This is a genomic window from Ralstonia sp. 24A2, assembly GCF_051783885.1.
Lineage (GTDB): Bacteria > Pseudomonadota > Gammaproteobacteria > Burkholderiales > Burkholderiaceae > Ralstonia.
The window spans coordinates 1,080,788-1,098,181 of the sequence record NZ_JBPVZD010000002.1 but is presented as its reverse complement, the minus strand read 5'-3'; the positions used below and the strand labels follow the sequence as shown (position 1 = coordinate 1,098,181).

Sequence of the window (17,394 nt, the reverse complement as noted above, 5' to 3'; positions counted from 1 at the left end):
GCTAGCAACGGATACGGACCCCACAAAAAAGGCCCTGCAGATTCCCGCCTGACCCATTGATCAGGCAGAAACCTCAGGACCTTTCTGTTTACAGAATTACGCCGAATCCCGATCAGAACGGGATGTCGTCATCCATATCCTCAAAGCCGTTCGACGGCGCTTGCTGACGGCGTGCACCGCCACCTTGGCCGCCGCTTTCACCGCCGCGCGAATAGCCACCGCCACCTTGTTGGCTGCGGCCACCACCGTAACCGCCACCGCCGCCACCTTCGCCGCCGCGCGAGTAACCGCCGCCACCGCCACCCTGGCCGCCACCGCCTTCACCGCGGCCGCCGAGCATCTGCATCTGGTCTGCGACGATTTCGGTGCTGTATTGCTTCTGGCCGTCCTTCTCCCACTGACGGGTCTTGAGGCGGCCCTCGATGTAGACCGACGAACCCTTCTTCAGGTATTCACCGGCGATTTCGGCCAGGCGGCCGAAGAAAGCGATGCGGTGCCACTCGGTGGCTTCCTTCATTTCACCGCTGGCCTTGTCCTTGTAGCGATCAGTGGTCGCCACACGGATGTTGGTGACGGCATCGCCGCTGGGCATGTAACGCGTTTCTGGATCGGCGCCGAGATTGCCGACGATGATGACTTTGTTGACGGACGCCATGATGAGTTTCCGAAGGTAATTGAAGTGATGCCGCCGTTGGGCCCGGGTTAGTGTCGGCGCAGCGCCGGCATCTGCATGGGGCTCGCAATTATAAGCCAGGCAAAAGCCAGCGCAGCGCAGGTCAAAAATACTGCGTGTTGTCCCGCGTGCAGCAAGATCCAACCACCGCCCGCACCGCCCGCAAACAGCCCCAACGCCTGCGTCGTGTTGTACACGCCCATGGCCGCACCCTTGCGCACGCCCGGGGCGTACTTCGACACCAGCGAAGGTTGCGACGCCTCCAGCACGTTGAAACCAAGGAAGTACACCAGCAAAGCAATCGCCAACGCGGTCAAGGTCGGCTGCACTTCGCCCAGCGCCAATTGCGCCACCATGACCAACACCACGGCCGACAGCAGCACAATCTTCATCTTGCCGCGCTTTTCCGCAGCAATGATGGCCGGCACCATCAGCACGAACGACACGCCCATCACCGGCAGGTAGATCTGCCAGTGCGAGTCGATCGGCAGGCCGGCGGCTTCAAGCATGTGGGGCAGCACAACAAACAGCGCCGTTTGCGTGGCATGCAGCGCGAACACGCCAAAGTTCAAGCGCAGCAGTTCAGGGTTGTGCAGCACTTCACGGAACGGCGCTTTCACGTGCTCGGGCGGGCGCGGCGCATTCGGCACCACCCACAGCACCACGCCGATGGCGACGATGGCCAGCACGCCAATCGCCGTAAACATGCCCGGCATGCCGACCCAGCGGAAGATGATCGGCGCACTCACGATGGCCACGGCAAACGACAAGCCGATGCTGCCGCCGATCATGGCCATGGCCTTGGTGCGATGCTCCTCGCGCGTCAGGTCTGCCACGAAGGCGATGACCGCCGAGGAGATCGCCCCCGCGCCCTGAATGGCCCGCCCCACGGCAATGCCAGCCACGCTGTGCGAAAACGCCGCCACCAAGCTACCCACCGCAAAGATCACCAGCCCCGTCACGATGACCGGCTTGCGGCCGAAGCGGTCCGACAACCAGCCGTAAGGGATGTAGAGCACAGCCTGCGTGAGGCCATAGACGCCGATGGCGAAGGCGACGAGTTGGGTGTTGTTGCCGTCGGGCAGCGTTTTTGCGAACACTGCAAAGACCGGCATGATCATGAACAAACCGAGCATGCGCAGCGCAAAGATACCGGCCAGCGAGGCAGCCGCGCGCAGCTCAAGGCCGGTCATGCGGCCGGAAGCGGAAGTCATGGATGGGGAGTCGGAAACTGGGTGCGGAAACCGCCGCAAAAAAGCGGCGGCAAGAACACTTGAACGATCTTTCGGACTGCCCCATCTGGGGCCGGGTACCCGCAAAACCGAAGTTCGGTATATTAGCAGGCTTACCCTTTTCCACCCCCTCCGCTCATTGCCGCACCCAACCTGGGCGGGCGGTCCTCAGCGCCAAGCTGCACATGGACGAAATCAAGATTCGTGGGGCCCGTACCCACAACCTGAAGAACATCAACCTCGACCTGCCGCGCAACCAGTTGGTCGTGATTACCGGGCTGTCGGGGTCGGGCAAGTCGTCGCTCGCGTTCGATACGCTGTATGCGGAGGGGCAGCGGCGCTATGTGGAGTCGCTCTCGGCGTATGCCCGGCAGTTCCTGCAACTGATGGAAAAGCCCGACGTGGACCTGATCGAAGGTCTGTCGCCGGCCATTTCCATCGAACAGAAGGCGACGAGCCACAACCCGCGTTCGACGGTGGGCACCGTCACCGAGATCCACGACTACCTGCGTCTGCTGTATGCGCGCGCCGGCACGCCGTATTGCCCGGACCACGGCCAGCCGCTGGAAGCGCAGAGCGTGTCGCAGATGGTCGATGCCGTGCTGGCGCTGCCAGCCGACACCAAGCTGATGATCCTGGCGCCCGTGGTGGCCAACCGCAAGGGCGAGCACGTCGACCTGTTTGAAGCGATGCAGGCGCAGGGTTTCGTGCGCTTCCGCATCCGCTCGGGCGGCGGCACCGCACATGAGGCCGAGGCCAAGGTCTACGAAGTCGGCAACCTGCCCAAGCTCAAGAAGAACGACAAGCACAGCATCGAAGTCGTGGTCGACCGCGTGAAGGTCAACCCGGAGCTCAAGCAGCGCCTGGCCGAGTCGTTCGAAACCGCGCTGCGCCTGGCCGACGGCCGCGCCATCGCACTGGAAATGGACACGGGCAAGGAACACGGCTTCAGCTCCAAGTTCGCCTGCCCGATCTGCTCGTATTCGCTGCAGGAGCTGGAGCCGCGGCTGTTCTCGTTCAACAACCCGATGGGCGCCTGCCCGCACTGCGACGGCCTGGGCCAGATCACGTTCTTCGATCCGAAGCGCGTGGTGGCCTTCCCGAACCTGTCGCTGGCCTCGGGTGCCATCAAGGGGTGGGACCGCCGTAACCAGTTCTACTTCCAGATGCTGCAGAGCCTGGCGGCGTTCTACGACGTCGACATCGATGTCGCTTTTGAAGACCTGTCGCCGGAGACCCAGCAGATCGTGCTGCACGGCTCGGGCAAGCAGCAGATTCCGTTCACGTACATCAACGAAAAAGGTCGAACCACGGTGCGCGAGCACGCGTTCGAGGGGATCATCCCCAACCTGGAGCGGCGCTACAAGGAGACCGACTCCATCGCCGTGCGTGAAGAGCTGGCCAAGTACCAGAACAACCAGTCCTGCCCGGAGTGCAACGGCACGCGCTTGCGCCGGGAAGCGCGCTTCGTCAAGATTGGCGAGGCCGACCAGGCGCGCGGCATCTATGAGATCAACGGCTGGCCGCTGCGCGATGCGCTCACATATTTCCTGACGTTGAACATGCACGGTGCCAAGCGCGAGATCGCCGACAAGATCGTCCAGGAGATCACCGCGCGGCTGAACTTCCTGAACAACGTCGGGCTGGATTACCTGTCGCTGGAACGCAGCGCCGATACGCTCTCGGGCGGCGAGGCGCAGCGCATCCGCCTGGCTTCGCAGATCGGCTCGGGCCTGACCGGCGTGATGTACGTGCTCGATGAGCCGTCGATCGGCCTGCACCAGCGCGACAACGATCGCCTGATCGGCACGCTCAAGCATCTGCGCGATCTGGGCAACTCAGTGCTGGTGGTCGAGCACGATGAAGACATGATCCGCGCGTCGGATTACGTGGTCGACATCGGCCCCGGTGCCGGCGTGCATGGTGGTCAGATCATCGCGGAGGGCACACCCAAGCAGGTTGAGCAATCGCCCGCGTCGCTCACGGGCGAATACCTCTCGGGCAAGCGTCGCATCGAGGTGCCCAAGCAACGTACCGCCCCCGATGAAGAACGCTGGCTGCGCATCATCAACGCCACAGGCAACAACCTGCGAGGCGTGTCGGCGGACATTCCCGTTGGGCTGCTGACGTGCATCACGGGCGTGTCGGGCTCGGGCAAATCGACGCTGATCAACGACACGCTGTACCACGCGGTAGCACGCCATCTGTATGGCTCGACGCCGGAGCCGGCCGCGCATGACCGCATTGATGGGCTGGAGCATTTCGACAAGGTCATCAACGTCGACCAGTCGCCGATCGGCCGTACGCCGCGTTCGAACCCGGCCACGTACACGGGGCTGTTCACGCCCATCCGCGAGCTGTTTGCGGGTGTACCGTCAGCCAAGGAGCGCGGCTATGATCCGGGCCGCTTCTCGTTCAACGTCAAGGGCGGCCGCTGCGAGGCCTGCCAGGGCGACGGCGTGCTCAAGGTGGAGATGCACTTCCTGCCCGACGTGTACGTCCCGTGCGATGTGTGCCACGGCAGGCGCTACAACCGCGAAACGCTGGAAGTGCTCTACAAGGGCAAGAACATCACCGAAGTGCTGGAGATGACGGTGGAGCAGGCGCACGAGTTCTTCGCGCCAGTGCCGGTGGTGCGCCGCAAGCTTCAAACGCTGCTCGACGTGGGCCTGGGCTATATCCGCCTCGGGCAATCGGCGACGACGCTATCGGGTGGTGAAGCACAGCGCGTGAAATTGTCGTTGGAACTATCGAAGCGCGACACCGGCCGCACGCTCTACATCCTGGATGAGCCGACCACCGGTCTGCACTTCCACGACATCGAGCTGCTGCTCAAGGTCATCTACAAGCTGCGCGACCACGGCAATACGATCGTGATCATCGAGCACAACCTCGACGTGATCAAAACGGCGGACTGGCTGCTGGATCTCGGGCCGGAAGGCGGCGCGGGCGGCGGACAGATCATCGCCAAGGGCACGCCGGAAGATGTGGCCAAGAGCAAGGCCAGCTTTACCGGCAAGTACCTCGCACCGCTGCTCAAGCGCAAGTAACGCGAGACAGGCACGGTACGGGCGCGGCCGCTTGCAATCAAGCCGCCGCGCCCTACGATGAAGAGCGTTCCCACCGCACAGGAGCGCCGCCATGGAACTCACCGTGGTGCCCATCGCCAAGCCGGAGGCGACCAACTTCATCTTCGGGCAGTCGCATTTCATCAAGACCGTGGAAGACCTCCACGAAGCACTTGTGGGGGCGGTGCCGGGCATCCATTTCGGCATTGCGTTCTGCGAGGCGTCGGGCAAGCGCCTCGTGCGCTGGTCGGGCAATGATGAGGCCGCGCTCACGCTCGCGCGCGACAACGCATTGGCCGTTGGCGCGGGCCATACCTTCCTGATCTTCCTGGGGGACGGGTTCTTTCCCGTGAACGTGCTGGCTGCCGTGCGTGCGGTGCCGGAGGTGTGCCGCATCTACTGCGCCACGGCCAACCCGACGCAGGTAATCGTCGCGCAGACGGAGCAAGGGCGTGGCGTACTGGGTGTGGTGGATGGCGCCTCACCGCTAGGCGTTGAGACCGAGGCGGACATCGCTTGGCGCAAAGACCTTCTGCGGCAGATCGGCTACAAGCTATAGCGATAGCGCCGCAGCATCAGACACCGGGCGCAGCGACCTCTTCCTCCGCTTCATGCATGCGGCTGCGGCCCAACAGCCCGGCCTCTTCCAGCACCGGATACGCCGCAGCGCAGAACAGCGAGTTCAGCCGCTTGAAGTCGCTGATGATGTCCAGATGCAGCGAACTGGTTTCGATGCTTTCGGCGGTTTGTGCCGACACGCGCGTCAGGTGGCTGCGCGCATAGCGCTTTTCCAGATCGCGGAAGTGCGCCTTCTCCAGCATCAGCCGTTGCGCACTGGGCAGATCGCCGGTCAGGAATACCGACATCGACAGCTTCAGGTTGGCGACCAGTTGCGCGTGCATGTCTTCCAGCTCCTGCAAGCCGGCCTCGGAGAAGGCCAGCTTGTGTGCGATCTTCTTTTCGCGCGCGTCCTGCAGCAGGCGGTCGATGATGTCGCCGGCGTGCTCCAGGTTGATGGTCAGCGAAATGATGTCGGCCCAGCGCTTGCCCTCACGATCATCCAGCGCCTCGTGGCTCAGTTGCGTGAGGTAGAGCTTGATGGCGGTGTACAGCGCATCGACCTCGTCATCGATGGCTCGGGTGGATTGCAGCAGGCGCACGTCGTCGGTCTTGAGCACGCGCAGCGTGTTCTCCAGCATCTGCTCGACGCGGTCACCGATGCGCAGCACCTCGCGCGAGGCATTGCCCAGCGCCAGCGTGGGCGTGGCCAGTGCAGACGGGTCGAGATAGCGCGGCGCGACCAGCTCGTCCAGGTGCCGACCGCCCGGCAGGATGCGCGTGCACAGGCGGGCCATCTGGTCGGTGAGGCCAATCAGCAGCGCCGCCAGCGCCACGTTGAACAGCACGTGGAACGCGACCACCACGTGTTGCAGCGCCACCCCCACATGCGGCGCCAGCGCAGCCAGTTGCCCCAGGAACGGCAGCACCAACACGGCACCCAGCACGCGTGAGAGCAAGTTGCCCAACGTCGCCCGGCGCGCCGTCTGACTGGATGCCGGCGTGGTCGCTAATGCGGCGATGGCGCTGCCGATGTTGGCCCCCAGCACGATCGCAAAGGCCACCTTGACCGACACCGCCGCGGAGGTCGCCAGCGTGGCGCAAAACAGCACCACCGCCAGGCTCGAATAGCACAGCAGCGTGAGCACCGCACCGATCAGGATGTTCAGGCCCGTATCGGCCGAGATCGAACTGAGCAGCACACGCAGCGCGTTAGCTTCGACCATTGGGCTGGCCGCCACGGCAATCAGCTCCAGTGCCAGCGTGATCAGCCCGAGGCCGATCAGCACACGCCCGAAGTGCCCGACCGGACTGCCCTTGCGCGACAGATGCAGGATCACGCCAAAGAAGATCAGCAGCGGTGACAACCACGACAGGTTCAGCGCGAACACCTGCGCCATCAGCGCCGTGCCCACGTTGGCGCCCAGCAGGATCGCCAGCGCCGACGACACGCCCATCAGCCCCTGCGCAACAAACGCCCCGACGATGGTGGCCGTTGCGTTACTGCTCTGCACCAGGCACGTCACGCCAATGCCGGCCAGCAGCGCTGAGAACCGGTTCGACACGCTGCGCGACAGCAGCCGGCGCAAGTCCGCGCCATACAGGCGCAGCATGCCGACCTTGACGGTCTGCGTGCCCCAGACCAGCAGGGCCACGCCGGAGAGCAGTTTGAGCAGCGTGTACATCGTCTCGTGCGCTTACTTGGTCAGCGCCACGCGCAAGCCCAGCCCGATGAAGATGCATCCGCTCACGCGATCGAGCCATAGCGATGCACGCGGCGTGCGGCGCATCCAGCCACCCAGAGCGGCCGCGCACCAGCCGTACAGGCTGAACACGACGATGGTCTGCGCCATGAACACACCGCCCAGCAGCAGCATCTGCAGCGCCGCATGCCCGGCCTGCGCATCGACGAACTGCGGCAGGAACACCACGAAGAACAGCGTCACCTTCGGGTTGAGCAGGTTGGCAAACACGCTCTGGCGAAACACCTGCCACAAGTCCGGCGCCGCCTGCAGGCCACCGTTGTTCAAACCGACACCGCCCTTGCTGCGCAGCGCCTGCACGCCCAGCCAGATCAGGTAAGCCGCGCCCAGCCAGCGGATCGCCTGAAATGCCACGGGCGAGGATTGCAACACCGCCGCCAGCCCGAGTGCCGCCAGCGTCGTGTGGAACAGGCAGCCCGACGCAAACCCGGCCGCCGCCGCGAGCCCGGCCTTGCGCCCCTGGCTCGCGCCACGTGCGATCACCTGCAGGTTGTCCGGCCCCGGCATCACCGTGATGGCAATCGAGGTCAGCAGGAACAGCAACACATGGGGCATCGGCGCCTCCTGGCAGCAGAAGAAAAAGCGGAAGAGACCATGCTACCGCGCACGGTCACAAAGCGTCATATTTTTGTCACATGAGCGTTTGCGGCGAGTGCATCGCTCCAGTGCCATCGGTGCGCGTCAATGGCCGCCGAAATCGCAGACCGTGAACAGCGGCAACCCACCCTCGATCAACAGGCGTGAACCACCCAGTTCAGGCAGATCGACAATCGCCGCGCCCTCCACCACCGTCGCACCCAGACGCTCCAGCAAGCGCTTGCCGGCCATCATGGTGCCGCCGGTGGCGATCAGGTCGTCGATCAGCAGCACGCGGTCGCCTGGCTTGCAAGCGTCGGAATGAATTTCCACCGTCGCGCTGCCGTATTCGAGCTGGTACTCCTCCGCCACCGTGGTGAACGGCAGCTTGCCCTTCTTGCGGATCGGCACGAAACCCAGGTTCAGCTCATACGCCACGATCGAGCCCAGGATGAACCCGCGCGCATCGATGCCCGCCACCAGGTTCAGCCCCTGCCCCATGTAGCGGTGGATGAACACGTCCACCAGCACGCGCAGGCTCTTCGGGTCCTGCAGCAGCGGCGTGATGTCGCGAAACATCACCCCCGGCTGCGGCCAGTCAGGCACGGTGCGGATGCGGTCGCGCAGGTAGCGCGTCACGTCGCCCAGCTCGGTGGACGCAGGCACGGACGACGGCGTCAGCAAAGCCGCCTGATGGTGAGGAACGTTGGTCATGACAGGAATGGGAAGAAGCGATTTGCGCGGTCTGCGTGATGCGTGTAGTAACCGGCTACCACCCACGGCAGGCAGCGCGTCACCACAATGGGCCGACCGCAACCATACAGGAGACAACCGTGGCGAAAAAGATTCTGATGCTGGTGGGCGACTATGTCGAAGACTACGAAGTGATGGTGCCTTTCCAGGCCCTGCAGATGGTCGGCCACACGGTGCATGCGGTCTGCCCCGACAAGCGCGCCGGCGACGCCGTAGCCACCGCCGTGCACGATTTCGAGGGTGCGCAGACGTACTCCGAAAAGCCAGGCCATCGCTTTACCCTCAACGCCGCCTTTGCCGATGTCGACCCTGCGGCGTATGACGCACTCGTCGTGCCCGGCGGCCGAGCGCCGGAATACCTGCGTCTGAATGCCCGCGTGCTTGAGATCGTGCGCCACTTCGCCCGTGCCGATAAACCCATCGCGGCCATCTGCCACGGAGCGCAGTTGCTGTCGGCGGCAGGCGTGCTGGAGGGCAAGGCGTGTTCGGCGTATCCGGCATGTGGCCCGGAAGTCACGGCTGCGGGCGGCAATTTCCAGGACATTCCTGTCGATCAGGCCCACACCGATGGCAAGCTGGTAACCGCACCTGCCTGGCCGGCGCATCCCGCGTGGCTGGCGCAGTTTCTTGAAGTCCTGGGGACACGGGTTCTACACTGATCGGGCTGCCCGCCGGTTGCTCATCCGTGGGCGCCTTAATCGGGAGACCCGGCAATGTGCGAAATCTTCATCCGCGCCAATCCCCACTCGTACGACACCCTGGCCCGCTCGCTGCGCCTGCATGGCGTAGCGACCAGCGTGCGCCTGGAATGCCTGTTCTGGGAGGTGCTGGAAGAAATCGGCCAGCGCGACGGCCTAACGGTCAGCCAGCTCATCAGCAAGCTGTATGACGAGTTGCTGGAGCATCGGGGCGAAGTGGCCAACTTTGCCTCGTTCCTGCGTGTCTGCTGCCTGCGCTATCTGATGCTGCAACAAGGTGGGCGTATTCCGGCTGACACGCGCGTATCGATCCGTTCGCTCGATGCCGCTGCCGTGCTGGCGGGCTTGCCGCCGAGCTTGGGGGACAGCCCACCGCCGCGTCGTTCGCGCGGGCCGCTGCTTGAAGCGCTGACTAAGTAAGGCTCGGCCAGATCAACGCGGCGTGAGCCGCTCCTCCGCCATCTGCAGCCCCTCAGGCGTACCGCGTAACACGACGATATCGCCCAGTTCCAGCACTGTATCCGGGTCCGGATCGAGCGCGCGAATACCCTGGCGCCGGATCGCCGTCACCGACGTCTTGAAGGTCTCCAGCCCCATCGTGCCGAGCTTGCGGCCGATGGCGGGTGACCCCTTGGCCAGCGGCACCGAATGCAGACGCACGGCGTCGCGCTCCAGCATGTCTTCTTCATCATCCTGGCCGTGGAAGTAGCCACGCAGCAAGCTGTAGCGTGCGTCACGGGTTTCCTGCACGCGACGCACCACGCGGCGCAACGGCACGCCCAGCAGTACCAGCGCGTGCGAGGCCAGCATCAGGCTACCTTCGATGATCTCCGGCACGACCTCGGTGGCACCGGCCTGCTGCAAGCGGTCCAGGTCAGCATCGTCAATCGTGCGGACGATCACGGGCAAGGTCGGCTCCAGTGCCTGCACGTGGTGCAACACCTTCAGCGCCGAGGCCGTATCCGCATAGGTAATGGCCACCGCTGCCGCACGATGGATACCCGCCGCCACCAGCGATTCACGCCGCGCCGCATCACCATAGACCACATGTTCGCCCGCCGCCGCCGCATCACGCACACGGTCCGGGTCCAGGTCGAGCGCCATGTAGCCGATGCCCTCCTGCTCCAGCATGTGCGCTAGGTTCTGGCCGCTGCGCCCGTAGCCGCAGATGATGACGTGACGCTCGGTGGCGATGCTCTGCGCCGCGATCTTGGTCATCGCCAGCGATTGCAGCAGCCAATCCGTGCGCGAGAACCGCATGGCAATCACGTCGCTGTACTGGATCAGGAAGGGGGCGATCAGCATCGACAGCAGCATCGCCGCCAGAATCGCCTGGCTGAGCAATGGGTCGATCAGGTGCATGCCGTCAATCTGGTTGAGCAGCACGAAACCGAATTCACCGGCCTGCGCCAGGCCCAGCGCCGTACGGATCGCCGCGCCACCGCCGGAGCCGAAACCGCGCGCAAGAAACGCGATCAGCACGAACTTGAACAACACCGGCCCGGCCACCAGCGCCAGCACCAGCGCCCAGTGCTCGACCACCACGCGCGGGTCCAGCAGCATGCCCACGGTCACGAAGAACAAGCCCAGCAGCACGTCGCGGAACGGCTTGATGTCCTCTTCCACCTGCAGCTTGTACGGCGTTTCCGACACCAGCATGCCGGCCAGGAACGCGCCCAGCGCCATCGACAGCCCCAGCCGCTCGGTCAGCGCTGCCATGCCCAGCGTCACCAGCAGCAGATTCAGCATGAACAGCTCCTGCGAGCGGCGCGCCGCCACCAGGTGGAACCAGCGTGACAGCAGCTTCTGCCCCAGGAACAGGATCAGCACCAGCGCGACGGTGATCTTCACCGCCGCAATGGAGAGTGTCAGCACCAGATCGGTCGGGTTCTTGCCCAGCGACGGCACCACGATCAGCAGCAGCACCACGGCCAGATCCTGGAACAGCAGCACGCTGATGATGTTGCGGCCGTGCTCGGTTTCAAGCTGCAGGCGCTCGGCCAGCATCTTCGAGACGATCGCCGTGGACGACATCGCCAGTGCGCCACCCAGCGCCAGCCCGGCCTGCCACGACAGCGGATACCAGCGCGACAGCAGCATGGTGATCGGCACGGTCAGCAGCATGGTCAGCGCCACCTGAGACGCCCCCAGCCCGAACACCTGCCGCCGCATCGAGCGCAGCTTGGAGAGGTTGAACTCCAGCCCGATCGAGAACATCAGGAACACCACGCCAAACTCGGCGAGGTAGCGCGTCTGCGCAGAATCGGACTCCAGCCCCGTCGCCTTCGGCCCGATCAGCACACCCACCACCAGGTAGGCCAGCATCGGCGGCAACTGCAGCATGCGGAACAACACCACGCCGATCACGGCGGCGGCCAACAGCACAAGAGTGAGTTCCAGCGGCGAATGCATGCAGCTCGAAAAACCAGGCGAAAGGGGTTGGACAGGGTGGACAGCACCGGCGCATCAGGACGGTGCACACGGCAAACATGCCGCAGGCAGCACGCAGCGCGTTGCAAGACCGATGCCAGGGTATAAACGAAGAACGCGATACGCGGGACGCCGCAGAGCAAAAAATGACGGCGTGGCGACGGGAAGAAAAGTGATTTGAAAGAGAATTGCCGCGGCGCAGCAAAACGAAGCGCCCGCACGCTCCGCGACTCCCCGCAAGCCCAGCCCCAACATGCGGCAAGCGGCCGGGACCAGTGTCAATCGTTGTTATACTTCGCCGCCATGATAGCGAATTTCAATCCAGATCGAGCGCTTGCGCTGGCGCAGCAAACTTTCGACATCGAAGCGCAAGCGGTGCTCGGTCTCAAATCCCAGGTGTCCGCCGACTTTGCGCGTGCGGTCGAGATGGTGCTCGGCTGCACGGGGCGCGTGGTCGTCTCGGGCATGGGCAAATCCGGTCACATCGCGCGCAAGATCGCGGCCACGCTGGCCTCGACCGGCACGCCAGCCTTCTTCGTGCACCCGGCCGAAGCCAGCCACGGCGATCTCGGCATGGTCACGCGTGACGACGTCTTCATCGGCTTCTCCAATTCCGGCGAGGTATCGGAGCTGAACGCCATCCTGCCGCTCATCAAGCGGCTGGGGGCCAAGCTGATCGCCGTGACGGGCAACCCGGGATCCTCGCTCGGTAAGCACGCGGATGTCGTGCTGAATTCACACGTCGACGTCGAAGCCTGCCCGCTGAATCTGGCCCCCACTGCCAGCACCACCGCCCAGATCGCACTGGGCGATGCGCTGGCCGTGGCCGTGCTCGATGCGCGCGGCTTTGGTGCCGAAGATTTCGCCCGCTCTCACCCGGGCGGGTCGCTGGGTCGCAAGCTGCTGACCCACGTGCGTGACGTCATGCGCGCCGGCGATGCCGTGCCGCGCGTGCTGGAAGACACGCCGCTGTCGCAGGCGCTGATGGAAATCACCCGCAAAGGCATGGCAATGACCGCCGTGGTCGATGCCGACGGCCACGCCGTGGGCGTCTTCACCGATGGCGACTTGCGCCGCCTGCTGGAAACCCCGCGTGACTGGCGCACCGTGCCGATGGCCGAGGTCATGCACCGCAACCCGCGCTCGATCGGCCCAGACCAGCTCGCGGTCGAGGCTGTCGAGGTCATGGAAACGCACCGTATCAACCAGCTCCTGGTGGTCGATGCCGCCGGCATGCTTGTGGGCGCGCTGCACATCCACGACCTGACCCGCGCCAAGGTCATCTGACATTCCGCTGATGTCCGCCCCGGCAGAATCTCCCGTCCACAGCAATATCGACGCGCGCTTTCCGCAGGCAATGAAACGCGCCGCCCGCGTGCGCCTGATGGTGTTCGACGTGGATGGCGTGCTGACCGACGGCCGCCTGCTGGTTGGCCCCGAGGGCGAGATCAGTAAGGCCTTCGACACGCTCGACGGCCACGGCATCAAGCTGCTGGCCCAGGCGGGCATCACGTCGGCCATCATCACCGGCCGGCAATCTGAGATCGTTGCCTGGCGTGCTGGGGAACTCGGCATCGAACACCTGTACCAAGGCGTAGCCGACAAGCGTGAGGCATTTGCCCTCCTGCTGGCTGCCACCGAGCTGCAACCCGCCGACGCCGGCTACATGGGCGACGACTGGCCCGACCTGCCGGTGATGACGCTGGTGGGCTTTGCCGCTTGCCCAGCCCAGGCCCACGCTGAACTGCGCAACCGTGCCCACTATGTCGCCCAGGCGACGGGCGGCCGCGGCGCGGTGCGCGAAGTGGCCGACCTGATCCTCAAGGCTCAGGGCGCCTACGACAACCTGCTCGCACAACTGCTGCAGGCTCCGCAAACTTTCTGACCCCATGGCCAGCGAACGCTCCCAACGCCTCGTCTCCACCGTGCTGCAGATCATGCTGCGCGGGCTGCCGATCCTGCTGATGGCGATCGTCTGCGGTGTCACGTTCCTGCTGGTGCAGGTCAACACGCCGCAAACCGACGAAACCGCCAACCAGCCCAAACATCACGTGGCCGACTACATGATGGACGGTGTCTCAGCCACCGCGCTCGACGAGAAAGGCGTGACCAAATACCGCTTCACCGGCGTCCACATGAACCACTACGAGGACGACCTGACCTACGACGTCACCTTCCCGGCGCTGCGCGTGTACGCGCCCGACCGCCCACAGGTGACCGCCCGCGCCGACCTCGGGAAGATGAACGGCGAAGGCACCATCATTGATCTGTACAACAATGCCAAGGTGGTCCGTGCGCAAGGCCCTGATCCGCATCAGGACCCGCTGATGACCGCCGATTCGACATACTTCCAGGTGCTGCTCAACGATGACGTCGTGCGTACCGACAAGCCGGTCGAACTGCACCGCGGGCCGTCGGTCATGAACGCCAACGGCCTCACCTTCAACAACGTGACGCGCCAAGTACAATTGCTGGGCAATGTGCGCGGCCGGATCGAAGGGCTGGGAGCGCCGAAGCAGTAGACAGTAAACTGCGTCCACTCCCGCCCTTGACCACGCCCATCGACCGCGCTCTTCTCTGAATTGATCTCCATGACCGACTCCCTCCGTGCCGCCGGCCTTACCATCGCTGCTGCGCTGCTGCTCCCGGCCCTGCCCGCGCATGCCGAGCGCGCCGACCGCGACAAGCCGCTGGTGCTCGAAGCCGACAACGCCAGCTACGACGACCTGAAGCAGGTCTACCACCTGACCGGCAACGTCGTGCTGACCAAGGGCACCATGGTGCTACGCTCCGACGAGGCCGATCTGCGCACCGACCCGGAAGGCTACAACTACGCCATCGCCACCTCCAAGCCCGGCAATCTGGCCTTCATCCGCCAGAAGCGCGACAACGTCGACGAATACATCCAGGGCTGGGGCGAGCGCATCGAGTACGACGGCAAGCAAGAGATCTCCAAGCTGATCACGCGCGCGCGCATGGAGCGCCTGCAGGGCGCCACGCAGCTCGACGAGATCCGCGGCGCGGTCATCACGTACGACGGCCAGAAGGAGTTCTACACGGCCTCTGGCGGCCCGGAGAACACCACCGCCGCCAACCCATCGGGCCGTGTGCGCGCCGTTCTCGCACCGCGCACCAGCACACCGGGCACGCCTGCCGCCAAGCCCTGATCCGTCCCGCTCGTTTTCTGTTTCGCCTATGTCCGCAACTACCCTCGCCCCCCAAACCGTCGCGCCGCAGGCTACGACCTCCAGCACGCTGGTCGTACGTCATCTGAAAAAGCGCTACGGCACACGCACGGTGGTCAAGGACGTGTCGCTCGATGTGAAGAGCGGCGAAGTGGTCGGCCTGCTCGGCCCGAACGGCGCGGGCAAGACCACATCGTTCTACATGATCGTGGGCCTGGTCGCGCTGGACGCCGGCGACATCGTGCTCGACGGCGAGCACATCAGCCGCCTGCCGATCCATCAGCGCGCACGCATGGGTCTGTCGTATCTGCCGCAGGAAGCCTCGGTGTTCCGCAAGCTCAACGTGCAGGAGAACATCCGCGCCGTGCTCGAGTTGCAGGAACAGGATGGCAAGAAGCTCTCGCAAGACGAGGTCAACCGCCGCCTCGACGGCCTGCTCGACGATCTGCAGATCGCCCACCTGCGCGACAACCCTGCGCTGTCGCTCTCGGGCGGTGAGCGCCGCCGCGTGGAAATTGCCCGGGCACTGGCCTCGTCGCCGCGTTTCATCCTGCTCGATGAACCGTTTGCCGGCGTCGACCCGATCGCCGTGGGCGAAATCCAGCGCATCGTCAGCTTCCTGAAAGACCGCAACATCGGCGTGCTGATCACCGATCACAACGTGCGCGAAACCCTGGGCATCTGCGATCACGCTTACATCATCAGCGAAGGCTCGGTGCTCGCCGCCGGAAGCCCCGCGCAGATCATCGAAAACGAGGATGTGCGCAAGGTCTATCTGGGCGATAACTTCCGGATGTAAGCCACACGCCGCGCTTACGTCATAAGGACGTGCGAAGGGGCGTGGTAAGGGCGCACCTTAAAGCAAAATCCGTTCCATCGACTGACTGTTGGGCATAGAATAGCCCGCATGAAACAGTCGCTCCAGCTCCGCCTCTCTCAGCATCTTGCGCTCACGCCGCAGTTGCAGCAGTCCATCCGGCTGCTGCAGTTGTCGACCATCGAACTGCAGCAGGAAGTTGAACAGGCACTGACCGAAAACCCGCTGCTGGAGCGGGAAAACGAGTGGCTCGACACCTCCGCGCGCATCGGTGCGGACGGCTCCGTCAACGCGCTGCAGAACAACAACGCCACGCCGCTGCCCACCGAATCGCCGCCGCCTTCGCCCAACGGCGCGGACAACTCCGACACGGCCGACAACAGCTACGACGGCCACGACAGCGGCGCCGATTTCGACAGCGACTACGGCTCCGACCGCTCCGACTGGAGCCTCGACGACTTCGCCCGCAAACCGCAATCCGACGAAGACGATCGCGCCCCGCTGCAGCTACGCGAAGCCGAACAAAGCCTGCGCGAATTCCTCATGGAACAGCTCGCGCCGCTCAAGCTGTCGATGCGCGACAAGGGCCTCGTCATCTTCCTGATCGAGTCGCTCGACGACGAAGGCTATCTGTCAGCCACGCTCGACGAGATCCTCACCGACCTGCCCGCAGAGCTCGAGGTCGAACTCGATGAACTGCAAGCCGCGTTGCGCATGCTGCAAAGCTTCGATCCGCCCGGCATTGGCGCACGCTCGGCAGCCGAATGCCTGTCGCTGCAATTGCATCGGCTCGACTCGCCAGCAAAGGCGCTTGCACTCATCATCGTCAATCAGCATCTCGAACTGCTCGCCGCGCGCGACTACACGCGGCTGAAGAAAGCGCTGTCCGTCGATGAGCTCGCGCTGAAGGCCGCGCATGAACTGATCCGTTCGTTGGCGCCGTTCCCCGGTCACGCCTTCGGCCGCGCTGAAGCCGACTTCGTGGTGCCCGACGTGGTCGTGCGTAAGACCAATGCTGGCTGGATGGCACAACTGAATCCGGACGTCATGCCCCGCCTGCGCATCAACGACATGTATGCGCAGATTCTGCGCAGCAGCCGTGGTGAAACCGGTGCCGCCAATCTGCAGCAGAAGCTGCAGGAAGCTCGTTGGCTGATCAAGAATATTCAGCAGCGCTTCGACACGATCCTGCGTGTCTCGCAAGCTATTGTCGAACGTCAAAAGAGCTTTTTCACGCACGGCGAAATCGCCATGCGCCCCTTGGTTTTGCGGGAAATAGCTGATACGCTGGGCTTACACGAGTCCACGATCTCCCGTGTGACGACAAACAAGTACATGGCAACGCCCATGGGGACGTTTGAGCTGAAGTACTTCTTCGGCAGCCATGTATCGACGGAAACCGGCGGGGCCGCGTCATCCACTGCGATACGCGCGCTCATCAAGCAACTTGTAGGAGCCGAAGACCCGAAGAATCCTCTGTCCGATAGCAGAATTGCCGAGCTGTTAGGTGAACAAGGATTCGTGGTGGCCCGTCGGACGGTGGCCAAATACCGCGAAGCCCTCAAGATCCCTGCAGTGAATCTGCGCAAGTCTTTATAGCCGCATCGCGGGCAATTCCGGTGCGGCCCATCCGTGAGAAGG

At 64.2% G+C, this 17,394-nt stretch carries 16 protein-coding genes; 10 read left to right on the top strand and 6 right to left on the bottom strand.

The features are described from left to right. Positions 1-112: 112 nt before the first annotated feature. On the bottom strand, positions 113-655 hold the full coding sequence (locus tag ACS13N_RS10025; RefSeq protein WP_438931523.1) for a single-stranded DNA-binding protein: 543 nt from the start codon (positions 653-655) through the stop codon (positions 113-115). A 47-nt stretch (positions 656-702) separates the two neighbouring features. Next, entirely contained in the window at positions 703-1,866 is a 1,164-nt protein-coding gene (locus tag ACS13N_RS10020; RefSeq protein WP_438932821.1) for an MFS transporter, read from the bottom strand. A gap of 224 nt (positions 1,867-2,090) precedes the next feature. Between ACS13N_RS10020 and uvrA the strand changes: the two genes are divergently transcribed. Further along, entirely contained in the window at positions 2,091-4,955 is a 2,865-nt protein-coding gene (uvrA, locus tag ACS13N_RS10015) for an excinuclease ABC subunit UvrA (protein ID WP_438931522.1), read from the top strand. Positions 4,956-5,046: 91 nt separating this feature from the next. Beyond that, complete coding sequence (locus ACS13N_RS10010; protein WP_438931521.1) at positions 5,047-5,532, top strand: adenosine-specific kinase; 486 nt, start codon at positions 5,047-5,049, stop codon at positions 5,530-5,532. Between the two features lie 16 nt (positions 5,533-5,548). Here the strand turns inward: ACS13N_RS10010 and ACS13N_RS10005 are convergent, their stop codons facing one another. The 3 genes from ACS13N_RS10005 to ACS13N_RS09995 all read right to left on the bottom strand — a co-directional run bounded on the left by ACS13N_RS10005 (position 5,549) and on the right by ACS13N_RS09995 (position 8,584). Then, the gene (locus tag ACS13N_RS10005) at positions 5,549-7,216 is read right to left on the bottom strand and encodes a Na/Pi cotransporter family protein (protein ID WP_438931520.1); all 1,668 of its coding nucleotides are present in this window, start codon (positions 7,214-7,216) and stop codon (positions 5,549-5,551) included. Positions 7,217-7,228: 12 nt separating this feature from the next. After that, positions 7,229-7,849 (bottom strand): LysE family translocator, encoded by a 621-nt coding sequence (locus tag ACS13N_RS10000; RefSeq protein WP_021196412.1) that lies wholly within the window; start codon positions 7,847-7,849, stop codon positions 7,229-7,231. Positions 7,850-7,975: 126 nt separating this feature from the next. Then, positions 7,976-8,584, bottom strand: coding sequence for an adenine phosphoribosyltransferase (locus ACS13N_RS09995; protein WP_438931519.1), 609 nt, complete (start codon positions 8,582-8,584; stop codon positions 7,976-7,978). Positions 8,585-8,703: 119 nt separating this feature from the next. On the opposite strand from ACS13N_RS09995, the gene ACS13N_RS09990 reads away from it, so the two are divergent. Both ACS13N_RS09990 and ACS13N_RS09985 read left to right on the top strand, forming a co-directional pair. Beyond that, positions 8,704-9,282, top strand: coding sequence for a DJ-1/PfpI family protein (locus ACS13N_RS09990; RefSeq protein ID WP_438931518.1), 579 nt, complete (start codon positions 8,704-8,706; stop codon positions 9,280-9,282). A gap of 54 nt (positions 9,283-9,336) precedes the next feature. Further along, positions 9,337-9,741 (top strand): ribbon-helix-helix domain-containing protein, encoded by a 405-nt coding sequence (locus ACS13N_RS09985; protein WP_438931517.1) that lies wholly within the window; start codon positions 9,337-9,339, stop codon positions 9,739-9,741. A 12-nt stretch (positions 9,742-9,753) separates the two neighbouring features. On the opposite strand, the gene ACS13N_RS09980 is transcribed toward ACS13N_RS09985, so the two are convergent. Further along, complete coding sequence (locus tag ACS13N_RS09980; protein ID WP_438931516.1) at positions 9,754-11,733, bottom strand: cation:proton antiporter domain-containing protein; 1,980 nt, start codon at positions 11,731-11,733, stop codon at positions 9,754-9,756. 321 nt (positions 11,734-12,054) lie between these two features. Here ACS13N_RS09980 and ACS13N_RS09975 point away from each other — a divergent pair, with 321 nt between their 5' ends. The 6 genes from ACS13N_RS09975 (at position 12,055) to ACS13N_RS09950 (ending at position 17,352) form a co-directional block, all read left to right on the top strand. Further along, entirely contained in the window at positions 12,055-13,038 is a 984-nt protein-coding gene (locus ACS13N_RS09975) for a KpsF/GutQ family sugar-phosphate isomerase (RefSeq protein ID WP_438931515.1), read from the top strand. A gap of 10 nt (positions 13,039-13,048) precedes the next feature. Then, on the top strand, positions 13,049-13,636 hold the full coding sequence (locus ACS13N_RS09970; protein ID WP_438931514.1) for a KdsC family phosphatase: 588 nt from the start codon (positions 13,049-13,051) through the stop codon (positions 13,634-13,636). Between the two features lie 4 nt (positions 13,637-13,640). Further along, entirely contained in the window at positions 13,641-14,273 is a 633-nt protein-coding gene (lptC, locus tag ACS13N_RS09965; RefSeq protein WP_438931513.1) for an LPS export ABC transporter periplasmic protein LptC, read from the top strand. Between the two features lie 69 nt (positions 14,274-14,342). Continuing rightward, positions 14,343-14,918, top strand: a complete 576-nt coding sequence (gene lptA / locus ACS13N_RS09960; protein WP_438931512.1) for a lipopolysaccharide transport periplasmic protein LptA — start codon at positions 14,343-14,345, stop codon at positions 14,916-14,918. 28 nt (positions 14,919-14,946) lie between these two features. Beyond that, positions 14,947-15,735, top strand: a complete 789-nt coding sequence (gene lptB, locus ACS13N_RS09955) for an LPS export ABC transporter ATP-binding protein (protein ID WP_438931511.1) — start codon at positions 14,947-14,949, stop codon at positions 15,733-15,735. A gap of 108 nt (positions 15,736-15,843) precedes the next feature. Continuing rightward, complete coding sequence (locus tag ACS13N_RS09950; RefSeq protein ID WP_438931510.1) at positions 15,844-17,352, top strand: RNA polymerase factor sigma-54; 1,509 nt, start codon at positions 15,844-15,846, stop codon at positions 17,350-17,352. Positions 17,353-17,394 lie beyond the last annotated feature (42 nt).

Coding starts and splice junctions, on each gene's coding strand:
- ACS13N_RS09975 (WP_438931515.1), top strand. CDS start 12,055: ATGATAGCGAATTTCAATCCAGATCGAGCGCTTGCGCTGGCGCAGCAA.
- ACS13N_RS10020 (WP_438932821.1), bottom strand. CDS start 1,866: ATGACCGGCCTTGAGCTGCGCGCGGCTGCCTCGCTGGCCGGTATCTTT.
- ACS13N_RS09970 (WP_438931514.1), top strand. CDS start 13,049: ATGTCCGCCCCGGCAGAATCTCCCGTCCACAGCAATATCGACGCGCGC.
- lptA (WP_438931512.1), top strand. CDS start 14,343: ATGACCGACTCCCTCCGTGCCGCCGGCCTTACCATCGCTGCTGCGCTG.
- ACS13N_RS09950 (WP_438931510.1), top strand. CDS start 15,844: ATGAAACAGTCGCTCCAGCTCCGCCTCTCTCAGCATCTTGCGCTCACG.
- ACS13N_RS10005 (WP_438931520.1), bottom strand. CDS start 7,216: ATGTACACGCTGCTCAAACTGCTCTCCGGCGTGGCCCTGCTGGTCTGG.
- ACS13N_RS09995 (WP_438931519.1), bottom strand. CDS start 8,584: ATGACCAACGTTCCTCACCATCAGGCGGCTTTGCTGACGCCGTCGTCC.
- ACS13N_RS10010 (WP_438931521.1), top strand. CDS start 5,047: ATGGAACTCACCGTGGTGCCCATCGCCAAGCCGGAGGCGACCAACTTC.
- lptB (WP_438931511.1), top strand. CDS start 14,947: ATGTCCGCAACTACCCTCGCCCCCCAAACCGTCGCGCCGCAGGCTACG.
- ACS13N_RS10000 (WP_021196412.1), bottom strand. CDS start 7,849: ATGCCCCATGTGTTGCTGTTCCTGCTGACCTCGATTGCCATCACGGTG.
- uvrA (WP_438931522.1), top strand. CDS start 2,091: ATGGACGAAATCAAGATTCGTGGGGCCCGTACCCACAACCTGAAGAAC.
- ACS13N_RS09980 (WP_438931516.1), bottom strand. CDS start 11,733: ATGCATTCGCCGCTGGAACTCACTCTTGTGCTGTTGGCCGCCGCCGTG.
- ACS13N_RS09985 (WP_438931517.1), top strand. CDS start 9,337: ATGTGCGAAATCTTCATCCGCGCCAATCCCCACTCGTACGACACCCTG.
- ACS13N_RS10025 (WP_438931523.1), bottom strand. CDS start 655: ATGGCGTCCGTCAACAAAGTCATCATCGTCGGCAATCTCGGCGCCGAT.
- lptC (WP_438931513.1), top strand. CDS start 13,641: ATGGCCAGCGAACGCTCCCAACGCCTCGTCTCCACCGTGCTGCAGATC.